Source organism: Armatimonadota bacterium, assembly GCA_022563855.1.
Lineage (GTDB): Bacteria > Armatimonadota > Fimbriimonadia > Fimbriimonadales > Fimbriimonadaceae > JADFMN01.
The window spans coordinates 143,481-164,457 of the sequence record JADFMN010000002.1; the positions used below are offsets into that span (position 1 = coordinate 143,481).

The 20,977-nt window shown below is 60.2% G+C and carries 18 protein-coding genes; 12 read left to right on the top strand and 6 right to left on the bottom strand.

Features of this window, described 5'->3' with window-relative positions:
• The first annotated feature begins 10 nt into the window (after positions 1-10).
• Positions 11-670, top strand: a complete 660-nt coding sequence (locus IH944_03105) for a CoA transferase subunit B (GenBank protein MCH7903536.1) — start codon at positions 11-13, stop codon at positions 668-670.
• 72 nt (positions 671-742) lie between these two features.
• Here the strand turns inward: IH944_03105 and IH944_03110 are convergent, their stop codons facing one another.
• Positions 743-3,082, bottom strand: coding sequence for a M1 family metallopeptidase (locus IH944_03110; GenBank protein ID MCH7903537.1), 2,340 nt, complete (start codon positions 3,080-3,082; stop codon positions 743-745).
• 140 nt (positions 3,083-3,222) lie between these two features.
• Here IH944_03110 and IH944_03115 point away from each other — a divergent pair, with 140 nt between their 5' ends.
• The 7 genes from IH944_03115 (at position 3,223) to IH944_03145 (ending at position 10,688) form a co-directional block, all read left to right on the top strand.
• Positions 3,223-4,107 (top strand): PD40 domain-containing protein, encoded by an 885-nt coding sequence (locus tag IH944_03115; GenBank protein ID MCH7903538.1) that lies wholly within the window; start codon positions 3,223-3,225, stop codon positions 4,105-4,107.
• Between the two features lie 156 nt (positions 4,108-4,263).
• On the top strand, positions 4,264-5,361 hold the full coding sequence (locus IH944_03120; GenBank protein MCH7903539.1) for a histidinol-phosphate transaminase: 1,098 nt from the start codon (positions 4,264-4,266) through the stop codon (positions 5,359-5,361).
• A gap of 67 nt (positions 5,362-5,428) precedes the next feature.
• Entirely contained in the window at positions 5,429-6,637 is a 1,209-nt protein-coding gene (locus IH944_03125; GenBank protein MCH7903540.1) for an amidohydrolase, read from the top strand.
• A gap of 6 nt (positions 6,638-6,643) precedes the next feature.
• On the top strand, positions 6,644-8,146 hold the full coding sequence (locus IH944_03130) for an AAA family ATPase (GenBank protein ID MCH7903541.1): 1,503 nt from the start codon (positions 6,644-6,646) through the stop codon (positions 8,144-8,146).
• Between the two features lie 68 nt (positions 8,147-8,214).
• Positions 8,215-9,720 carry an apolipoprotein N-acyltransferase gene (gene lnt / locus IH944_03135; protein ID MCH7903542.1) on the top strand — a complete coding sequence of 502 codons (1,506 nt, stop codon included), beginning with the start codon at positions 8,215-8,217 and terminating at the stop codon, positions 9,718-9,720.
• Positions 9,721-9,747: 27 nt separating this feature from the next.
• The gene (locus IH944_03140; protein MCH7903543.1) at positions 9,748-10,155 is read left to right on the top strand and encodes a hypothetical protein; all 408 of its coding nucleotides are present in this window, start codon (positions 9,748-9,750) and stop codon (positions 10,153-10,155) included.
• Positions 10,156-10,283: 128 nt separating this feature from the next.
• A complete protein-coding gene (locus IH944_03145) occupies positions 10,284-10,688 on the top strand; it encodes a carboxymuconolactone decarboxylase family protein (GenBank protein ID MCH7903544.1) in 405 nt (134 codons plus the stop codon).
• Positions 10,689-10,896: 208 nt separating this feature from the next.
• Here the strand turns inward: IH944_03145 and IH944_03150 are convergent, their stop codons facing one another.
• The 4 genes from IH944_03150 to IH944_03165 all read right to left on the bottom strand — a co-directional run bounded on the left by IH944_03150 (position 10,897) and on the right by IH944_03165 (position 14,444).
• Entirely contained in the window at positions 10,897-11,934 is a 1,038-nt protein-coding gene (locus tag IH944_03150; GenBank protein MCH7903545.1) for a zinc-binding dehydrogenase, read from the bottom strand.
• A gap of 149 nt (positions 11,935-12,083) precedes the next feature.
• On the bottom strand, positions 12,084-13,124 hold the full coding sequence (locus IH944_03155; protein ID MCH7903546.1) for an alpha/beta hydrolase: 1,041 nt from the start codon (positions 13,122-13,124) through the stop codon (positions 12,084-12,086).
• Between the two features lie 391 nt (positions 13,125-13,515).
• Entirely contained in the window at positions 13,516-14,163 is a 648-nt protein-coding gene (locus tag IH944_03160; GenBank protein MCH7903547.1) for an MOSC domain-containing protein, read from the bottom strand.
• Positions 14,160-14,444, bottom strand: coding sequence for a hypothetical protein (locus IH944_03165; GenBank protein ID MCH7903548.1), 285 nt, complete (start codon positions 14,442-14,444; stop codon positions 14,160-14,162). Before IH944_03165 ends, IH944_03160 begins: the two co-directional genes overlap by 4 nt.
• A 493-nt stretch (positions 14,445-14,937) precedes the next feature.
• On the opposite strand from IH944_03165, the gene IH944_03170 reads away from it, so the two are divergent.
• Positions 14,938-15,846 (top strand): NmrA family NAD(P)-binding protein, encoded by a 909-nt coding sequence (locus IH944_03170; protein MCH7903549.1) that lies wholly within the window; start codon positions 14,938-14,940, stop codon positions 15,844-15,846.
• Positions 15,847-15,995: 149 nt separating this feature from the next.
• The gene (locus IH944_03175; protein MCH7903550.1) at positions 15,996-16,607 is read left to right on the top strand and encodes a hypothetical protein; all 612 of its coding nucleotides are present in this window, start codon (positions 15,996-15,998) and stop codon (positions 16,605-16,607) included.
• A gap of 104 nt (positions 16,608-16,711) precedes the next feature.
• On the opposite strand, the gene IH944_03180 is transcribed toward IH944_03175, so the two are convergent.
• Positions 16,712-18,322, bottom strand: coding sequence for an NAD(P)/FAD-dependent oxidoreductase (locus IH944_03180; protein MCH7903551.1), 1,611 nt, complete (start codon positions 18,320-18,322; stop codon positions 16,712-16,714).
• A 471-nt stretch (positions 18,323-18,793) separates the two neighbouring features.
• Between IH944_03180 and IH944_03185 the strand changes: the two genes are divergently transcribed.
• Entirely contained in the window at positions 18,794-19,771 is a 978-nt protein-coding gene (locus tag IH944_03185; protein MCH7903552.1) for a 4Fe-4S dicluster domain-containing protein, read from the top strand.
• 10 nt (positions 19,772-19,781) lie between these two features.
• Entirely contained in the window at positions 19,782-20,969 is a 1,188-nt protein-coding gene (nrfD, locus tag IH944_03190) for a polysulfide reductase NrfD (protein ID MCH7903553.1), read from the top strand.
• Positions 20,970-20,977: the final 8 nt, after the last annotated feature.

The following is a 20,977-nucleotide window of genomic DNA, read 5'->3' on the forward strand; positions in this document are numbered from 1 at the left end:
AGCGCTGGCAATGGCACTGACACGCGAACAATTGGCACAGCGCGCAGCGAAGGAACTTCAGGACGGATTCTATGTGAACCTCGGGATTGGGATTCCGACCTTGGTCGCGAACTACATTCCTGACGCGATGGACGTTGTCTTGCAGAGCGAGAACGGGATGCTGGGCATGGGGCCGTTCCCCTATGAGGGCGAGGCCGACCCGGATCTGATCAACGCGGGCAAGCAGACGATCACCGAGATCCCCGGAACGTCGTACTTCTCCAGCGCGGACTCTTTCGCGATGATCCGCGGTGGGCATATCGACCTCTCGATCCTCGGCGCGATGGAGGTCAGCCAGGAGGGCGACATCGCCAACTGGATGATCCCCGGCAAGCTGGTCAAGGGCATGGGCGGGGCGATGGACCTCGTCGCCGGCGTCAAGCGCGTAGTCGCCGTGATGTCGCATGCGAACAAGAAGGGCGCGTCGAAAGTGCTCAAGGAGTGCACTCTGCCGCTGACCGGCAAGGCTTGCATCGACCTGATCATCACGGACTTGTGCGTTTTCGAAGTCTCTCGCGGCCAGAGCATTAAGCTGGTCGAGCTGGCTGATGGTGTGACGCTCGACGAAGTGCGCGAGAAGACCGAGGCGACGTTCGAGGTCGCTGACGATTTGAAGACTGTTGCCGTCTGACGTCTCGCTTTCTTGTGGGGGCTTGTGTTCCGCGATACGTCCTATATGACTTATAGGACGTATCGCGCTGCTTTACTCAATCCTCTCCAATCGGCGGATCGCGCTCTTGATGCGGTTGGTGAAGCGGGGGTAGCCCTCGTTCGCGATCGGTTTCAGAAACTCTAGCGCGGCCTTGTTTCCGTACGAAGCTAGTGAGGCAGCGGCGGCCATGCGGCCTTGGTAGGAGTGCTCGTCGCGGACGATCGAGATCAGCGCATTGTACACACTGCTCGATCCGTCGGCGTCTTTGAGCGAGCCGAGACGGCGGATGGCCTCAAGCCGCAGTATCGTGTTCGTCGAGTTCGCGATCAGATCAAGGGCAATCGCCCTCGCGCGACCAGCGTCGCTCCGAGCGATTTGGCGGAGCGCGAAGAGCTTGTAGCACTCGTTCGGCGCGCTAGTGCTCCACGCGCGCTCGATGAGCGACTCGTCCTCCGTCAGCTTGTAAATTTGTTGTAAAGCGTTGCAGGCGATGCGCGGATTGGGGTCGTTCTCCATGACGTTGTGCAGGAACGCGAGAACTTCGTCGGACTTTTCGACCGAACCGAGGCGGCTAATTGCGGAGTTTGCGATCCGTCTGTCTTCGTCTCCTGCCAACTCTAGGAGCGCAGTCGCGTTTTTGATATCGACCAGAGCAATCACGCGCCTGCGGAGGTCCGGGTCGGTCTCGCCCAGCGCAAGCGCCTGCTTCGCTTCTGCGTCGTCGGAAGCGCGCACGCGGCTGATCAGTTCGTCCTTGATCCCCGCATTCGGCGCGGCGTGATAGGCGGCGATCGCAAGATCCGCCGGGAATGACGGTGCGCCGGAGAACCGCGCGACAAACCTGCGTTCAGGATCGACAAGGAAACTTGCGTCTTTGCCGAGGAAGACGGTCGACTCCGCGCTGTCGACGCGCACCAACAGCTTCTGCCATCGACCGTTCGTGTACCTCCAGACCGGCATGTCCAGCGCCCACGGTTCGCCGGATTGCGTGAACGTCAGCACGCCGTTGGCAAACGAAAGCTCGATCGCTGGCACTCCCTCGCGGTAGAACCACTGGTCGCGGAACCATGAAAGATCGGTACCGGCGGTATCGGAGAGCACGTCGAAGAACTGGTCCGTGTTGACCGCTTGGAAGCGGTACTTCTTCAGGAAGTTTCCGATGCCGTTCCAGAAAACCTCTTCCCCGATGACGTCGATCAGCATGTACATCCGCGCGGCGCCGCCGCCGTACGAGACGCTGCGGAACATAAAGTCCGGGTTGTCGCCGTAATCCTTGGTCACGATCGGCTTGCGGTCGCGGCTGGATGCTCCGTACGCTCCGTTGATCGTGCCCTTGCGCTGCAGCTGAAACGCAACCAGACCGCGCGTGTGGCGGGTCCAGAAGTGCGGCATCAATGATGCAAAGCCCTCGTTGATCCACATCTGCGACCAGCCCTCGCAGGTGACGGTGTCGCCGAACCACTGGTGCGCCAGCTCGTGGCAAACGAGCCCGGTGGAGCTGGCCAGCGGCTGTTCAAACGGCTCGTGGAGCGTACGAATGGTGTTCGTCACCATCGTCGTGTGCTCCATTCCGCCGGTGACGAAATCGCCGACCACGAGCTGGCTGAACCGGTCGTAAGGGTAGTCGAAGTGCGTCAATTCGTTGAAGAAGCCAATCATCTCCGCCGTGCCTGCGAACGACGCGACCCCTCGGCTAACGAGACCGTTCGGCACGTACCACTCGACGGGCAGGTCTCCGATCCGCTCTTCGCCTTTGACGAAGTCCGCGATCGCCCAGGCGATCAGGTACGTCGGGTGGTCTTGGTCGATGCGCCAGTGGTAGGTCCACTCTTCATCGCCCTTGTTGACGCCGAGCAGGACGCCGTTGCTGACTGCCGTGTAACCGGGCTTGCAGTTCAGCCAGCACTCGCTGGTCGCTTTGTCGTCGGGGTAATCGTAGGTCGGGAGCCACTGGCGGTTGTACTCCGGCTCGCCTTTGCTGTAGATCATGGACGACTTCGCGGGCCAGGCGTCGCGCTCGTGGACGAAGTAGAGCCCGGCGGTAGGCTGGCCGCTGTACCTTATGAGTACGTCGATCTTTTCGCCCTTGGCGTACGAGCGTCCGAGGTCGGCCGTGATCTTGTTGCCGTCGTATTCGAAGTCGAGCGGTCTGCCGTCGACCGAGACCTCTTTTATGTTGAGGTTGACCGCGTCGAACCAGACGGACGTCATGCCGTCGGCGAGCGGCGCGACCGTGTTTGTGACCTGACCGGCGAAGGATCGCTGCTCTTCATAGAACCAGAGCCGGTATGCGACATGCTGGAGGTCGTAGGTGCGACCCTCGCGCGGCTGCGCGAAGGCGAAAAACGGCAGCGCGAGAAGCGCTAAGGTCGAGGCTCGACGCAAAGTCATTCGGTGATTCTACTTTATGCGTCTCAAAAGGTGGAATGAGGTGCGGGGCTTGGACAATCAGCGAGATCGTGGGCGCAAAGGTCCTTGCGTACTCACATTGCCGCAAATGTCGCATCGGTAGGGACATGGAAAGAACCTACATGAAAACCTTAGTTGTCTCGGCCGCGCTGATAGCGGCGTTTGCTGCGAGCGGATGCGGAGGCGACGGAGGAACCGGAGTCGGCGACAGCGGCAGCAAGATCGCGTTTTGGTCCGATCGCGACGGCAACAATGAGATCTACGTCATGAACGTGAACGGCTCTGGGCAGACGAACCTGACGAATAACGCGGCTTCCGATATCTTCCCTGCGTTCAGCCCGGACGGGTCGAAGATCGCGTTTGCGTCCTACCGCGACGGCAACTTTGAGATCTACATCATGAACGCAGACGGCACTGGACAGACGAACCTGACGAATAACGCGGCGAACGATGGCTTTCCGGCGTTCAGCCCAGATGGATCGAAGATCGCGTTCTACTCTCTGCGTGACGGCAACCGTGAGATCTACGTCATGAACGCGGACGGCTCGGGGCAGACGCGGCTGACGAACAATGCGGCTTCCGATGGTCACCCTGCGTTCAGCCCGGATGGGTCGAAGATCGCGTTTATGTCCAACCGCGACGGCAACTTTGAGATCTACGTCATGAACGCGGACGGCACAGGAGTAACGCGGCTGACGAATACCGCGGCTCCCGAAAACCATCCTACCTTCAGCCCTGACGGGTCGCAGATCGCGTTCGGATCCAGGCGCGACGGCAACGATGAGATCTACGTCATGAACGCGGACGGCTCGGGGCAGGCGAACCTGACGAATAACGCGGCTGAAGATCGCAACCCTTCGTTCAGCCCTGATGGATCGAAGATCGCGTTCGCGTCCTTCCGCGACGGTAACTGGGAGATCTACTTCATGAGCGCAGGCGGCACTGGACAGACGAACCTGACGAATAACGGAGCGAGAGCTGAATCTCCCTCCTTCCCGCTTTGGTAGAAGGACTGACCGTATGGCACTCCGGCGCTGGCAAGCGCAAGGGAGTCTGTCGTGTTCTTATCCCGCACCTGACCTCGGGACTCAATACTTGTGACTCGTTACTCATTTCAGTGAATCGCGATTCAGTTTTGCGCTGTCTGTCAAAATCAGATCGTCATGCCGTACCGTGTGCGCCCGAACGTGATGAAGATGCGTGCCTACTCGCCGGGGAAACCGATCGATGAGCTCAAGCGCGAGCTGGGGCTGGCGGAGGTCGTCAAGCTCGCCAGCAACGAGAACCCGCTTGGCCCGTCGCCGAAGGCTGTCGCGGCAGTGAAGGACGCAGCGAGCGGAATGAATCTGTACCCGGACGCGAGCGGCTATGCGGTCAAGCAGAAGATCAGCGAGCGGTTCGAGATCGATCCGAAGCACATCGTCCTGGGCAACGGCAGCGATGAGGTTCTCAACCTGATCGGCCAGGTCTTCTTGGGCGGGCATGAGGATGTGGTCGTGGCCGGGAGCCCGTCGTTCGTGCGATACAGGGCGTTGGCGCAGCTCGCCGATTGCGCGTTCACTTCCGTGCCTGTCAACGGCCATTGGCGGCACGATCTCGTCGCGATGGCAACGGCGATCACTCCTGCCACCAAGCTCGTGTTCATTGACAACCCGGGCAACCCGACGGGCACGATATTGAATGTGGACGAAGTGGACGAGTTCATGAGCGCGATTCCTGAGGGCGTCGTGATCGTGTTCGACGAGGCGTATTACGAGTTTGCGCGCCATGAGCCGGGGTATCCAGATTCTTTGCGATACTTGCGCGACGGCAAGCCGGTGATCGTCGTGCGCACGCTCAGCAAGTCGTACGGATTGGCCGGCATTCGCATTGGCTACACGTTCGCGCCGGTCGAGGTCGTCGATGCGATCGACCGCGTTCGCGAGCCGTTCGCCGTCAACTCTCTGGCGCAAGTCGCAGCGATCGCCGCGCTCGACGACGACGAGCATTTGGCCAACACGCTCGCGGTGAACAGGGAGGGGCGCGACCGGGTCTCAGAGCGCATGTCGGAGCTGGGGTTCGACACGATTGAGAGCTTTGCCAACTTTATTTGCATCGACGTCAAGCGTCCGGCTCAAGAGGTCGCGGAAGCGCTCTTAAGACAGGGAGTCATCGTCCGGTCGGGTCACGCGCTCGGCATGCCGCGCCACATCCGGGTGAGCATCGGTACGCCGGACGAGATGATCCGGTTCCTTGAGGCATTTGAATCTGTGACGAACTAGGAATCGGGCCTGTGGCTTCACCATACGACAGCCAGGAGGCTAGCTGGCGGGCAGGTACGATGCAGGCATGTCCAGCACGTTGCGAAAGAGAATCATAGCCGACCACGGAGCGATCACTGAGATTCGGCACGATCTGCACCGGCATCCGGAGCTGATGTACAAGGAGGAGCGGACGACGAAGGTCGTCCAACGCGAGCTGACCGAGGCCGGGATCAAGTTCACAGCCGGACTCGCCGGTGGAACGGGCGTGCTCGGATTTCTTCCCGCGAACGGAGCTGATTCTGCGAAGGCAAGAACAGTTGCGCTGCGCGCGGACATGGACGCGCTTCCGATTCTCGAAGCGACCGGACTCGACTACGCCAGCACGAATGAGGGGGTGATGCACGCGTGCGGCCACGACGGACACACTTCGATTCTGATCGGCGCCTCGCGCGCGCTTGTGAAAGAGACGGGGCGCAAGAACAACATCTTGTTGATGTTCCAACCAGCGGAGGAGGGCGGCGCGGGCGGTCGGCGGATGTGCGAAGACGGGGTGCTGGACGGCACGATCTATCCGGCGAAAGCAGACGTTGCGTACGGTTTGCACGGTTGGCCGACGGGGAAGGAAGGAGTGTTCGGCGTGAAAAACGGTGCGATGATGGCTGCAACTGACCAGTTCCGCGTGGTTTTGAAGAGCCCTGGCGGTCATGCCGCCGCTCCGCACCTGACGAGCGACACGATCGTTGCAGCCTCGCAAATTGTGACAGCCTTGCAGTCGGTCGCATCGCGCAACATCATCGCGACAGAGGGGTACATCCTGACGGTGACCTTCTTTAACGCCGGAAATGCGTTCAACGTGATCCCGTCGAGCATTGATTTTGGTGGCACGATGCGCACGTTGACCACAGAAACACAGGAGAAGGGCAAGAAGCGGTTCGACGAAATCGTCGAGGGCGTCGGTCGTGCCATGGGCGTGGAAGTCGAGATCGAGTGGATGGAGGGATACCCGGTGACGTTCAATGATACAGCGGCAACCGACAGGTACCGTCGCATTGCCGCAACCGTCATCGGTGAAGGCCGTATGCAAGAGGAGTCGGCCCCGGTGATGGGTGGCGAGGACTTTAGCTTTTATGGCGAACACGTGCCCGCATGCTTCTTCTTCGTCGGCCTGTGTCCGGCCGATCGCGAGTCGTATCCGTCGGTGCACACTCCGCTTTTCAATTTCAACGACACCGTCATCCCCGACTGTATTGAAATGATGAGCCAACTGGCGCTTCAACCGGTCGAACTGGGCTAACGAAACATGCAATCAAAGAAGGAATTTGAAGTCCTCATTCGGGCCAAGTACCCGATCATCTACGTCGTGACTTGGGAAGAGCAGCGCTTCTTGGAAGCGATTGCAGAAGTGGCCAAGGAGCTTGATCGCGATCTCCATGTTTGGTCGATTACACAAGGGTTGAAACCGCCGGTGGCTAGAACGAGAGGTCCGGCAAAACCTTCGAAACTGGCGAGTGAGCTGGAGGTGCTCGCGCAGGTGCACGAATCGCCGGAGTTCACCGTGTTCGTCCTGAAGGACTTTCACGCTTATCTAAAAGATGCGCGGGTTATCCGGCTTCTGCGCGATCTCGCGGTTCGCCTGCGCAGCCGTGCGTCGACGCTGTTCCTGGTGTCACCAAGCCTGAGTTTGCCCACGGAGCTGGAGAAGGACTTGACCGTCGTCGAGTTCCCGCTGCCAAGCGCTGAAGACATCGCCGAGCAGCTCGATGAAGTGATCGAGGCGATGAAGGACGTCGAGGCTGTCGACGTAGATTTGACCGACGACGAAAGGGAGCTGCTGATCCACTCCGCCCAGGGGTTGACGAGCGCTGAAATCGAGTCCGCCTTTGCTCGCAGCCTGGTAGTGAAGAAGTCGCTCTGCGTTGAGACGATCATCGAAGAGAAAAAGCAGATCGTGCGCAAGACGGGCATGCTTGAGTTTTATCCGGCGGACAACACCCTTGCGGACGTCGGCGGGCACGAACTGCTGAAGACGTGGCTTGGGAAGCGATCAAAGTCGTTGAGCGAAGCGGCGCGAGCGTTCGGCATTCCATCCCCTCGCGGCATCCTGCTTTTGGGCGTGCAGGGGTGCGGCAAGTCGCTCGTAGCCAAAGCGGTCGCGTCGACTTGGAACCTGCCGATGCTCAAAATGGACGTGGGCCGAATCTTCGGAAGCTATGTCGGGCAGAGCGAGGAGAACATGAGGAGGGCGATCCGGCTGGCGGAGTCGCTGGCGCCGTGCGTCCTTTGGCTCGATGAGATGGAGAAGGGGTTCGCCGGCGTGGGAGGCGGCGTCAGCGACAGCGGAACGACCGCGCGCGTGTTCGCGACGTTCTTGACATGGATGCAGGAGAAGACCAAGCCGGTGTTCCTCATCGCGACGGCCAACGATGTCTCAGCACTGCCGCCTGAGCTGTTGCGCAAAGGCCGGTTCGACGAGATCTTCTTCGTCGATCTGCCGAACCTCGAGGACCGCAAGGAGATCTTCAAGATTCACATAACGAAGCGTGGCCGATCGCCTCGAAAGTTCAGAGTCGCAGAGCTGGCAAAGGCAACGAAGGGGTTCAGCGGCGCTGAAATCGAGCAACTCGTGATCGGCGCCCTGCACCTCGCCTTCGACGCAGGTCGCGAGCTTGAGACGAAGGACATCATGCAGGAAGCGAAGAACCAGGTGCCGTTGAGCAAGATGATGCCGGAAGAGATTTCGATGTTGCGAGCCTGGGCCAAGAACCGCGCGCGACCAAGTTCAAAGCGCACTGCTGACGACTAGGGCTCCATGGATCGAAATCGCAACCCGTTCTGCAAGCGCCCCGCGCATCTCGCTGGCGGAGGGCGGCGGTGAAGAAGGCGCTGGCGTCGATTCGTCGTGCATGGCCGGCGCTTTTGGCCGCGGGTCTGCTCAGCCTTGCGTTTCCGCCCGCAAATGTCGCGCTGATCGTGTTCATCGCTCTTGCGCCGTGGCTGGCTTCTCTTCGTGACACGGATGGTCGCGGCGCTTGCAAGTCCGGTTGGATTTTCGGCTTTGTCTACTTTCTTTTTCAGATGTTCTGGCTGGTTCCGTTTGTCAGTCACTGGACGGGGAGCTACCTGCTGGCCGCTATTCCGTGGGTTCTCGCGGCTGCGATCGCCGGTCTCTACTACGTGCTCACAGGGTGGCTGATCCACCGATGCTGGAAGCTCTCGCGACCGTGGGTGATTCCGCTGGTCTGGGCCGGGTCGGAGGCGGCGCGATCGTACATCCACGAGTTGGCTTTCCCCTGGGGCATCGCTGCCATGCCGTTGTGGCGATTCCCCGCGATCGTTCAGCACGCCGCGTGGGGAACCTTGTTCCTCGTGTCGGCGTGGGTGATCCTGCCGAACCTGCTTGCCGCGATGTACATCTGGCCGACCGACAAGAGTGAAGGCTCGCTGAGCACGGTGCGAAAAGTGTGGCGCTACGGCGGCGTGTTCGTTGGATTGCTTGCGCTTTCATTGGTTCGGTACGGCCAGCCGCAGGAAGGTGAGAGTTTTACCGTCACCGTCGGCCAGACCGGGGTCGACGTTGCGTTTGGCGACCCCGAAACGCGCGCGTCCGACCTGGCGCAATCAATCGACCTGATACTGGCGGCAGCTGTCTTGCAGGGCGCCGATCTTGTCGTGCTGCCAGAGGGCACAACGTCGCCGTCAACGATGATTCCTCCGCCAGAGTTTGCTGGCCGCGAGCCAGAAACGCCAGTGCTGTTCGGCGGCAACAGGGTCGATGCGGACGGGAAAACGTATCAGACCGCGATCGCATACACCGGCGACGGTTGGGCGCATGCGGACAAGACGCGACTCGTCATATTCGGAGAGTACGTGCCGCTGCGCGACAGTCTTCCGTTTCTCAAGGCGTTCGACCTTCCGTCCGGCGACATCACCCCGGCCGACAAGCTCTCGGTTATCGAGATCAACGGCGTGATCGTCGGACCGATGCTCTGCTTCGAGGGCGTTTTTCCCGATATCGCCGAGCGCGAGGGGAGGATGGGCGCGCAACTGCTGGCGGTCATGTCGATCGACGATTGGTACGTCGGAACGATGGCGCATGACCAGCTCTGGATGTCTACGGTATGGCGGAGCATCGAGTCGGGGCTGCCGCTGGTCCGCGCGGCGAGCACCGGGGTCAGCCTGGCGACGGACTCGCGGGGCAATCTTTTGGAGGTGGCGCCGACAGGTCTGACGGTGCCGATGGACGTTGAACTGATCGTTCCCGCTGGTTCTGACGCCGCACCGTACCGGTTCGCCTTCGTGTGGCTCTGCTGGCTCGCGATGGCCTGGATCGGACTGGAATCGGTTGTGAGGCCCAGGCTTGGACGGGGTGAGAAATAGGAAACTGCGCGCCGATAATCAGGGGTAATGGCCGCCGCGCCCAAGACCGATCCGATGCCCGATATCGTCGTGCGAGACCTGCCGGTCGAAATCCGCACGGGCATGTCGCGCGAGCAGCTGCAGGCGATTCGCAAGGCGGTCAGTCGCCAAACGTCCAAACGACGTCATTTCATCGACGTGCGAATCTTGATCCCGCTGATATTCACGCAGCTGTACGTCGTGTTCCTGATCGGTCGTGACACCCGCAAAGAGACCGAGGACGTCATGGACGACCGCCGATCGGAAGGCGGCAAGATCGTCCTGCGCGCATGGTCCGTGATCTTGGCGACGGTCGTTGTGTTCACCGGGCTTGTAGTTCTGTACATCGTCAAAACCCGCGCCGGAATCAACCTCTTCGACGGCCACCTGCGGGACTGGCTTCCGTTCTTCGACTAAACCTGGCGGTGAAAGATATCCGTTTGAGATATCGCATCCTTCGCCTCCAGTTTCATCTATAGTCCGCCAAAATCAGCTCACAATGTGAGAGAATAGGTTGTTGAGCTGTCATGAATGGAGAAACAGCAATGAATAGACTCTTATCAGAAGAGGAAGCCGACGGCAAGGTCGCCGAGGTGTATGCGGAGATCGAGGAGGAGTTCGGCAAGGTTCCAAACTTCTTCAAAGCGCAGGCTGCGGTGGACGCTGAGTGGCTCGAAGTGAACTGGCAAAGACAGAAGCTTATCATGCTTTCTTCCGGCGGTCTCGACCGCAAAACGCGAGAGCTGATCGCCTATGCGGTTTCTTCGGTCAATCAGAACGAGTACTGCTGCGTCGCACATGAGGGAATGGCACGAGACAGCGGCGCCACCGACCAGGAAATCGATCAGACCAGACAGATCATCGAGCTGTTCTGCAGCTTCAATGCAATCGCAGAAACCTTGCGCGTGCCGATCGATATCGGCCCGGTAGTCCCTGTGGACGCTTCGTAGGACCTCGCAGGCCAACAAGATGCCCAGCGGTCGCAGACAATCCGCGCCCTAGCCGGGAGGGACAGGGGGACAAACCCTCGGGACGGGTCTGCTGGCTTGGGCTACCAGTGGCGATAGGACAGTTCTGACCCCTAACAAGTCGCTCCAACCGACGGACTTGCGGTCGCGCCGCTCGTCCGTCGGTGAACTCGGTCGTTGGGCGATTGCCCTAGTTCTCTGACCACGGCAACAGCACGAGGTTTCCGCTGACCTTGCCGGCAGCGATCAGGCGATGAGCCTCTGCCGCCTTGCTGAGCGGAAGAGTGCGGTCGAGCACCGGCTTGATGCGGCCCGCACGGACCTGCTCCAGTCCCCATTCGAGGTCCTCGATGTCGCTCGCCATCGAGCCGCGGAGCTGTTTCTGGGCAAAGAACAGGCTTCGAATGTCGAACTTGACTTCGGGACCGGCCGCAAAGCCGAAGGCGACGATAACGCCCATGGGCTTCGTGGCTTCAATGCTCTTGGCCAAGACGTCTCCAGCGAGGTTGTCGATCACGACGTCGGCGCCGACTCCGTCCGTCCATGCCGTGACGCGCTCGACGAAGTCCTCGTTGCGAGTGTTGATCACAAGGTCCGCGCCCAGCTCTCTGGCAAATTCGACCTTCTCATCGCTACGAACCGTCGTCGCGACGTCCGCGCCCAGCGCCTTGGCGACCTGAATCTGCATGCTGCCGGAACCGGAAACGCCTGCATGAATCAGAACCTTGTCGCCGGCCTTGACTTCGCCGACCTGTTTGAGAGCATGTACAGCCGTCGCCAGAACGACCGGAAGCGTAGCCGCCTCTTCGGGCGTAAGCCCAGTCTCATCTTTGATAACGGCGTAGGCAGGGACTTCCATGTACTGTGCGTAAGTCCCGGAGATGTGCAGCCCTGGCAATGCAAAGCTCGGGGCGGCTATCGCAGGACGGACGTCGGTCTCGTCCGCGTTTTGCGGATATCCCGGGGCTACGATCACTCGCTCGCCAGTGCGGAAGCCGGTGACTCCTTCCCCGAGCTCGGCTACTTCGCCAGCGGCGTCTGCGCCGAGAATGTGCGGGAACGGAAGTTCAGGAACGATGATTCCTTCGCGGATGTAGTGGTCCAGGCGGTTGACGCCTGCTGCGAGCACTTTGACCAGGACGTGGCCGGGTCTCGGGCTCGGCACGTCGATGTCTTCGTACTTGAGCACGTCGATGTCGCCGAATTCGTGAATTACTGTTGCTTTCATCTGAGTTTCCTCGTTACGCGGTTACAAGGGCCTCGCAGCGCCTCCCGGTTCCCCACATTTGCGGCGGGAGGCTTGGCTGAGTCCTAAAGACCCATGTGCTGCGAAGGTTACCAGAATTGCGGTTCTCGGAGTCGTGAGTGTGCCCGCCGTTAGCGCGTCTCCGAGGTCATGAAGTTGCGGATCAGCTTCGCGATGACATCGCCGTCTTCTTCAAGGGCAAAATGCCCGGTGTCCAGCAGGTGAAATTCGAGGTTCTTCAAATCCCGCTTGTACGGGTGTGCGCCCGCAGCCGGGAAAATCTCGTCGTTCGCGCCCCACACGATCAGCGTCCGCGGCTGGTGCTCGCGAAAATACGCTTGCCAGCTAGGATACAGAGGCGGGTTGCTGCCGTAGTCGTAGAACAGTTGAAGTTGAATCTCCGCATTTCCCGGCCGATCCAGGAGTCTCTGCGTGACGTGCCAATTGTCGGGGCTGATCGTCTCCGGGTTACGAACGCCGTTGGTGTACTGCCATTTCGTCGCGTCCAGGGTCACGAGAAAGCGGATCGCGTCTTCGTTCGCCATATTGGGCTGCTTGTAAGCAGCCTTGACGTTTTTCCACCATTCGTTGTCAAGACCCTTGTTGACGGCCCCACGATCTTTCCAGTACTCCTTGATCGGCTCCCAGAAATCATTGTCAATTCCTTCGACGTAGGCGTTGCCGTTCTGGATGATGAGCGAATCGATGCGCTCGGGGTGTTTAGCTGCCAGACGGAAGCCGATCGGAGCACCGTAGTCCATCAGGTAGAGGCTGTAGTGATCGAGGCCAAGCTCCTCAGTGAACTTGTCGATGATTTGGCTGAGATAGTCGAACGTGTAGTCGAACTCATCGACCGCAGGCATCGAACTGTTCCCGTATCCGGGGTAGTCCGGCGCCACCAAATGAAACTGGTCTGCCAGTGCAGGGATAAGATCCCGGAACATGTGCGAAGAAGTCGGAAAACCGTGCAGCAATAGTAGGGTCGGTGCATCTGGCGAACCGGCCTCGCGATAGAAGATCGTTTGCCCATCGATTTCGATCGTGCGGTGCATGACCTGGTTCGTGTCGGCAATCTTGGCTTGGTTCGTATCGGCGATCTTGGTCTGAGTCTCCTCACTCCCGGACAGCAGCGGCGCAAACATGACAAGGGACGTTCCCAAGGCGAATCTCATGGGATTGTTAGTGAACATTTTCGTTAGATTCATGATTAGATTCCTGGGCCAACTTAATCAAGTTGACCTGTGCCCGGCAGCGTTGCCGCGCACTTGAGTGACAAGCGCTCCGCCCTGCGGCGATACACCTCTCGAACTCGTTACGCGGCTACAAGGGCGGAGCAGCGCGTCACGGTTCCCCGCATTTGTGGCAGGAGGTTTGGCTTAGTCTAAAGACCCGTATCCGGCGGGTGGCCTGTGGTGACCACGAACGTACCACTCGTGTGCCCTCCACGGATCCACGTCCTGAGGCAGTTAGCTCCGGCTAGACCCCGGCCGAATACTTCCGTGCTCCGCCAGCGAGTGCGAACGGCGCGACAGCCCGTCAGTCCGGGCGCTGAGAAAGAAGCCGCTATCCCGAAAGCCTCTCAAGCTGATGCTCGAAAAAGCCACGCCAACGCTCGGGTAGAACCTCGACGGTAACGGCCTTTCGCAGGAGCGGCTCGTTTGCGCGATCCGTCGTGTAGAGGCGCGTGACGTCGGCGACGCTCAGCCCGGCCGGGTGCTCCGAAACGCGCTCAAGGCTGTCGCCCGCCTGGATCTGGCCCTCCTCGACGACGCCGAAATAAAAGCCGGTGCGCTGGCTCTGCAAGAACCGCTTCACCATGTCATCGCGGCCGAAGCGAATCCCGAGCTTGAAGCAGGGCATCCGGGGCTCGGTAACGACCACGCGGGCGCTGCCGACCTGAAACTCATCACCGATGTTTATGGTCTCTTCGTCCGCTCCATCAACGGTCAAGTTCTCACCGAACGCCCCCCAACCAAGCTCGGCGTCAGGTAGCTCGCCACGCCAGAACTCATAGTGCTGGGACGAATAGACGTAGACCGCCTTCGTCGGTCCGCCATGCACTGAGAGGTCCGCCTGTCGGTCGCCCTCGAGGTTGTGCCGCCGAAGCGCCACGATGCCGTCCACTGGAAACTTGAAAATCCCGGTCGTCACGGTCTTACCCTTCCAACTGACCTCACGAGGAAGTCCGACGTTGACGGAGACCAGTTTCACGCGGCCCTCACTTTCAAATCCCGACTCCGCGAACCGGCGCCCTTCCACAGGACGTACGGGCTCATCACGTTGACGACCAGCGGGATGTTCGGCTCGTTCGGTTGCAGATGGAACAGGGACGGATCGTCCACCACCATGTGCACGCTGGTCGCTACCCCCATGATTCCCGTCAGCATCACGGCCGCTGCGCGGACGGGATCGCCTTGTTCGAGAAGTTGATAGCCAGCGGGAGTTCCGGTATGGCCGCCTGCTGATGCGACTAGGATATTTGCCTTCTTCACTAGTTCTTGCTCCAATGTTTCGACATCGGTCGAGTCGTTATGCCGCTACAAGGGCATGACGGCGCTCTACGGTTCCCCTGAACCTGTTACAGTACCCAGGAAGAACCATAAGGATCCTTGTGTGGCTGAATCGCCCGCGTCCGTCATCGGAAGTACTCGCAGTAAGGGCGAACTGCGCGACAGCCCGTGAGCCGGGACGCCGGGCGAAATCAACGTTAAAGTTCAACAGCACTAGAGACGGCCCGGTATTCGCGGCGGCCCGCCGATCCGCTCGACGGCGTCTCTCTTGTCGCGGAATATCTCGTTCCGGCAGTCGGCGGCGACCGCAGAACAGCAACGACTGGCGCTGCTCGACTCGAGCGCTACGAGCGGAACCGTGTGGCCACAGCCGCTGGTGGGAAGGGAACCGCGTTGAGGCGCGCAAAGCGCTGACAGGCCGGGAACTTTTTTTGAAACCAAAGCTTTGTACGGAAGTTAATTGTAGGAATGAACAATGAAGAAGAACAATATCCTGATTCTCGTTACCGGCGCCGCCGGCAAAACCGGCGCCCCGGTTGTCGAACAGATGCTCAATCGCGGATTCCCCGTCCGGGCGCTCGTCCGTCGCAATGATGAGCGGTCGGCGCGGCTCGAAGCGTTGGGCGCTGAGATCATAGTCGGCGACCTGCACGATCTGAAATCGATGCGCACGGCGATGCAGAACGTCAAGCGCGTCTACTTCGTTTATCCGCCGCAAGGTGAGCTGCTAGTGGAAGCCACCACAATCGTCGCCGTTGCCGCCCGGGATGCGGGCGTCGAGGTACTGGTCAACATGTCGCAGATCTCGGCGCGGGAAGACTCCAAGAGTCCGCTGGCACGCCAGCACTGGCTGTCGGAGAACATCTTCGACTGGGCCGACATCGATGCGGTGCACGTGCGGCCGACGTTCTTTGCGGAGAACCTGCTCATGTTCGGCGCGGCGACGGTGGCCACCGAGGGCAAGCTCTACCTGCCTTACGGCACCGAGAAGCACGCGCCAGTCGCCGCCGCCGACATCGCCCGTGTGGTAGTCGGCATCCTGGCCGACCCGGCAGGACACGTTGGCGAGCGCTACATCGTCACCGGACCCCGCAACCTATCGCTGACCGAAATAGCCGGCGTGCTATCGCAGGAGCTGGGCAATCCCGTCGAGTACGTCGACTTGCCGGTGGATGCCTGGGGCGAGGTGCTCGCCGGAGTTGAAGGCATGACCGATTCGCTGGTGACCCACCTCAAGGCAGTGGCCGTCGATCACCAGAACGGAATCTTCCGCGGCGAGACCGACGTCGTCGAGCGGATTGGCGGTCAGCCGTCTCAGGCGCTGGACTCGTTCATCCGCGAGCACCGGGCCGTCTTCGGTGCGGCCGAAGCGGTCGTGTCGTGAACCAACACAGCCAGGGCCCTGACCAGGAACTCGATCAAAGTGAACCCCTTAGGATCCCAAGTGGCTCGCGCCAGAGGGCAAGCGCCAGCGAAGAGAGACCTCCCGTGACCGCCTTAGCAGAACGCGATAAATCTCAGACCGCCCCGGGCGTGGGCCCGGTCGTCACCGCGATCGTGATCCTTTGGCTAGCCGGCGTGGTCGTCGCCCACTACGCCGGCCTGCTGCGTACGCCGCCGGGCAGCCCGCCAATCCCTATCTTCATCGCAGTGACGTTCCCGATCGCGATCTTCTTCGCCGCCTACCGGGCGATCCCGCGCTTCCAGGCGGCGGTGCTCGGCGTCGATATCGGACTCGTCACCAGCTTCCAGGCCTGGCGCGTCGCCGGGTTCGTGTTCCTGCCGCTCCTCGTCTTCGGCCATCTGCCGGGCCTATTCGCGTGGCCGGCAGGGTTAGGAGACGTCGCGGTCGGCCTCGCGGCACCCTTGGTCGCCTGGCGCGTGGTCCGTGACGCGAGCTTTGCTACGACCGGCGCCTTCGCCACCTTCCACTGGCTCGGCATACTTGATGCCTCGGTCGCTCTCGGCACCTTCGCGCTCGCCTCGGGGCTCATCCCGGGCCTGACCAACCCGACGACCGTGGCGATGGCGGAGATGCCGCTCTCGCTGATCCCCGGCTTTTTGGTGCCCGCCTTTTTGATCCTGCACGCGGTCGCGCTCTTGAAAGCGCGCGCCTTGCGATGGGGCGCTGTGGTGGCGTCATGAACCCGCACAGCGGGCGGCTGGAACCCGGTTACAGAGCTCGTGGGATCCGTGCGCGAGTTCACCGTTTCGTCCGTTGGACGTGGCCAACATTGGCGTCGCACTGGTCAAATGCATTTCAGGATCACTCTGCTGGCGTTGTGTCCCGGTGCGCCGGTGACGCCGCCGCCGGGGTGTGCCGCTGAGCCGGCGATGAACAGGTTTTTGATTGGCGTCCGGTGGTCGGACCAGCCCGCTACGGGGCGCATGAAGAACAGTTGGTTGAGGCTCATCGACCCCTGGAAGATGTTGCCGCCACGAAGCCCGAAGATACTCTCGATGTCTGCCGGCGTCAGCAGTTCATACCCCTCGACCGAGTCGCGAAAGTTCGGCGCGAACTCCGTCATCACGTCGATGATCCGGTTCGCGAAGTTCTCCTTTTCATCCGCCCAATCTGCGTCCTTCAGCGAGTAAGGAGCGTACTGGCAGAAGATACTCATGACGTGCTTGCCGTCGGGCGTCAAGCTGTCGTCGACCGCAGACTGGATCGTGCATTCGAGCATCGGGTTCTGCGAATACCAGCCGTACTTGCAGTCGTCGAACGCGCGCTCAAGGTACTCCACTGTCGGTGAGATATGGATCGTGCCTTTGTGCTGCGGCCCGACGGTTTTTCCAGGCGCGGCTATGAAATCCGGAAGCTCGGAAAGGGCCAAGTTCATCTTGGCCGTGCCCGACTTGTAGTCGATGTTCTTGACTGCCGCCAGAAAATCCTCAGGCAGTTGGTCCGCTGACATCAGCCTTACGAACGTCATGTGCAGATCGACGGTAGAAACCACGCAACGCGCCCGGTAGTCCTCTCCGCTGTCCAAGACGACGCCGACTGCCGCTCCGTTTTCGGTGATGATCCGAGCAACAGGCGATCCGGTCTTGATCTCGACACCAAGCGAACGGCACGCTGCGGCGATCGAATCGCTCAGCCCGCCCATGCCTCCGCGCACGTAAGCCCAGACGCCTCGAACCCCGTCCGTCTCTCCCATAACGTGGTGCAGCAGCACATACGCAGTGCCGGGGGAGTACGGCCCGGCCATCGCGCCGATCACGCCGTCGGTGACCAGCGTAGACTTCAGCGCTTCTGACTCGAACCACCTGTCAAGGAAGTCGGCCGCTGAGAGCGTGAAAACGTCTGCGGTGTCTTGCAGAAATCCCGGGCCGAGCTTCTTCGCTTTCATTCCCATTTTGGCTAGGCTGAGAACATCGCCGGGCTTGCCGGACATTGCGGACGGTGGAGGCTGATCCCAGGTCGGCTCGACGAAGCTGACGATCCGGTCGAGCATCGCTTCGTACTTTGGATACGCCTCGGCGTCCTTGGTAGAGAACTTGGCGATCTCCTTTTGGTTCTCCTGCATGTCCGCGCCGAGCATCAGATGGCTGCCATCCGGGAACGGTGAAAAGCTGGCTGGCTGGCGCGGTATGAACTCCAGGCCGAAGGACTTCAGTTCGAGGTCCCTGATGATCTTCGGTCGGAACAGGGAGTTTACGTACGACGCGCGCGAGCACTTGTAGCCGGGGAAAATCTCCTCGGTGACCGCAGCCCCGCCGACGATGTCACGACGTTCCAAGACGATGACCTTCTTGCCGGCTTTGGCCAGGTATGCCGCACACACGAGGCCGTTGTGGCCAGCGCCAATGATAATCGCATCGTAAGTCACGTAGTGGTCACCAGTCTCAGATTGTGACACCGCAACGTCGTAGTGTGCGTCGACGAGCGGAGTGGGCCGTTCTTTCGCGCAGAAGAGCGCCAGAGCGTATTGGGCGCAGCTTGTGAGAGTGCCAAAATCGAAGAAAAGGACAGTCCGCGCAGAGAATAGTCCCGCCGTATGACGGGCGTCATATGGGCGGCTTTCGGAGGCTCGCAGAATGAGAGTGAAGATGGAGTCTGCACATGCAAAGCCTGAAACTGTATTGCAGGGCGAGGCAGAATTGGCCGACCAACTCTGAATACGGTTTCCACCGGCTAACGAAATGTGTGCGATCCATGGCACGGCTCAATTAGCTGGAAATGAGCCACTATTCGACTCCATTTGACGACAACGCAGTTCGATAGCGACCAGCGGTCGCACAGGGCTCAAACAGCCGATGAATTGGAATGTGGCGCAGGGTGCGCCGGACAGGACACCAGTCCATGATGTGCGACTCAAGGAAGTCCCATCATGAACGTTGAAGTAGAAACCTCGAAGAGAATCACCGACGTACAGGAGGAGGCTTCTGCCTGGGATGCGCTGCTCGACAAATCCCAGGCGGGTGAGCGCCTTACCCCGCTCAAAGTCCTCCAAGGGCAGCCAGTCGGGCGGCGAACCGCGCTGAAGCGTTTCGCGAGCACAGTTTTCGGCGTGCTCGCCGCACCGCTCGTGCTGGGTGAGGCGGAAGATGACGCGCTGGCCACGGTCTCGCTAGACTCGATGCCGGCCTTGCCTGATCCAACCCTCGGCGAAGACATCTTGATCCGCATGATGCGCGAGCTTCGAACGGCCTTGAAAAAGCCAGTCGAAGAGCGCCGCTGGGTCATGGTGATCGACCTGCAAAAATGCATCGGATGCCATTCGTGCACCATCGCGTGCGTGGTCGAGAACAAACTTCCGCCCGGGGTTGTGTACCGGCCGGTCATTGAAGAGGAGATCGGCACTTACCCGAACGTTGGTCGGCGATTCCTTCCGCGTCCCTGTATGCAGTGCGACGAACCGCCCTGCGTGCCCGTCTGCCCGGTCGGAGCGACCTGGAAGGCTGTGGACGGCGTGGTCCACATCGACTACAACAAGTGCATCGGATGCCGTTACTGCATCACCGCTTGTCCGTACGGCGCTCGCACGTTTGACTTTGGCGAGCACTACACGGACGACACCCCCTTTATCGCAGAGCATGAGAAAATGCCTTCCTATGAGTACGGAAAGAACTGGACTCGGGAAGACGATAAGTCGCCAGTCGGCAACGTCCGAAAGTGCCACTTCTGCCTGCATCGCGTAAGAGAGGGCAAGCTGCCGATGTGCGTATCGAGCTGCATCGGTCGGGCGACGTACTTCGGTGACGCCAACGATGAGGAGAGCCTCGTGGCCGAGCTGATCAGCAAGCCCAACGTCATGCGCTTGAAGGAGGAGTTAGGCACGAAGCCTCGCGTCTACTATCTCACATAGGAGTCAGAGAATGTCAACGATCACGAATACCTTATCCCTTCAAACAAAGAAGGCGGCAATTTGGCCAAAGATCATGTGGCTCGTGCTGTTCATCATCGGATCGATCGCGGTTGTCCAGCGGTTCACCCAAGGCCATTTGCTGACGAACTACGGCAGCTATGTTCCCTGGGGGCTTTGGGTCTCGGCGTACATGTGGCTTGTAGGACTGTCCGCTGGCGCTTTCCTGTTCTCTAGCCTGCATTACGTCTTCGGTGTCGAGAGACTTGAAAGAGTCAGCAAGTTTGCACTTCTCACGGCGTTGGTGACTCTGATCTGTGCGCTTGTCGCAATCCTGTTCGACCTCGGACAGATGTGGCGGTTTTATCGGATATTCACAAGTCCGAACTTCAGTTCGATGATGACCTGGATGGTATGGCTGTACACGGCTTATGCGATCCTGTTGGTATCAGAACTGTACTTGGTCTTGAAGAAGCCGAATGAGAAACGGAAGATCCGGATAATCGCCTCTGTAGGTTTGCCGTTGGCCGTCGCATTCAGCGGCGGTGCCGGCGCGCTGTTCTCAACTGTTGCAGCGCGCCCGACTTGGCACAGCCCGATGATGCCGATCCTCTTCTTGACCGGCGCGCTGGTCTCGGGCGGCGGACTCCTGCTGCTCATCGTCGGCCTTTACGGAAAGATCGAGGCTGAGACCCGCCGCAAGATCGCCATGTACATTGCGAAGCTCGTGGCCGGCTTCCTCATCTTCGATCTTCTGCTCGAATGGGCGGAGTTCTCGATCCCCATGTGGTACGGCGTAGGGCACGAGTTCGAAGCGCTGCGAATGGTGCTGTTCGGACAGTTCTGGTGGGTGTTCTGGGTGGTTCATCTTCTCATCGGAAGCCTGATTCCGCTCTACATCTTGCTTCGCAGCAAGAGCACCAAAGCACTTGCGTTCGCCGGCTCGCTGATCGCAGTGACCTTCATGGCAGTGCGCCTCAACATCGTGATTCCGGCGTTCATGACTCCGGAGCTGGAGGGGCTCCAGAACTCGTTCACGGGCGACCGCCTTCAGTTCGCATACGTCCCAAGCCTGCACGAGTGGCAGGTACTCCTGTTCATCGTCTGTGCGGGGTTCGCGATGTTCTACGTCGGCAGCAGAGTGCTCGGCAACAACGCGGGCGACGGGCAGGCGAGCGACCTAATCTATGAGGAGAAATAAGAAAACCC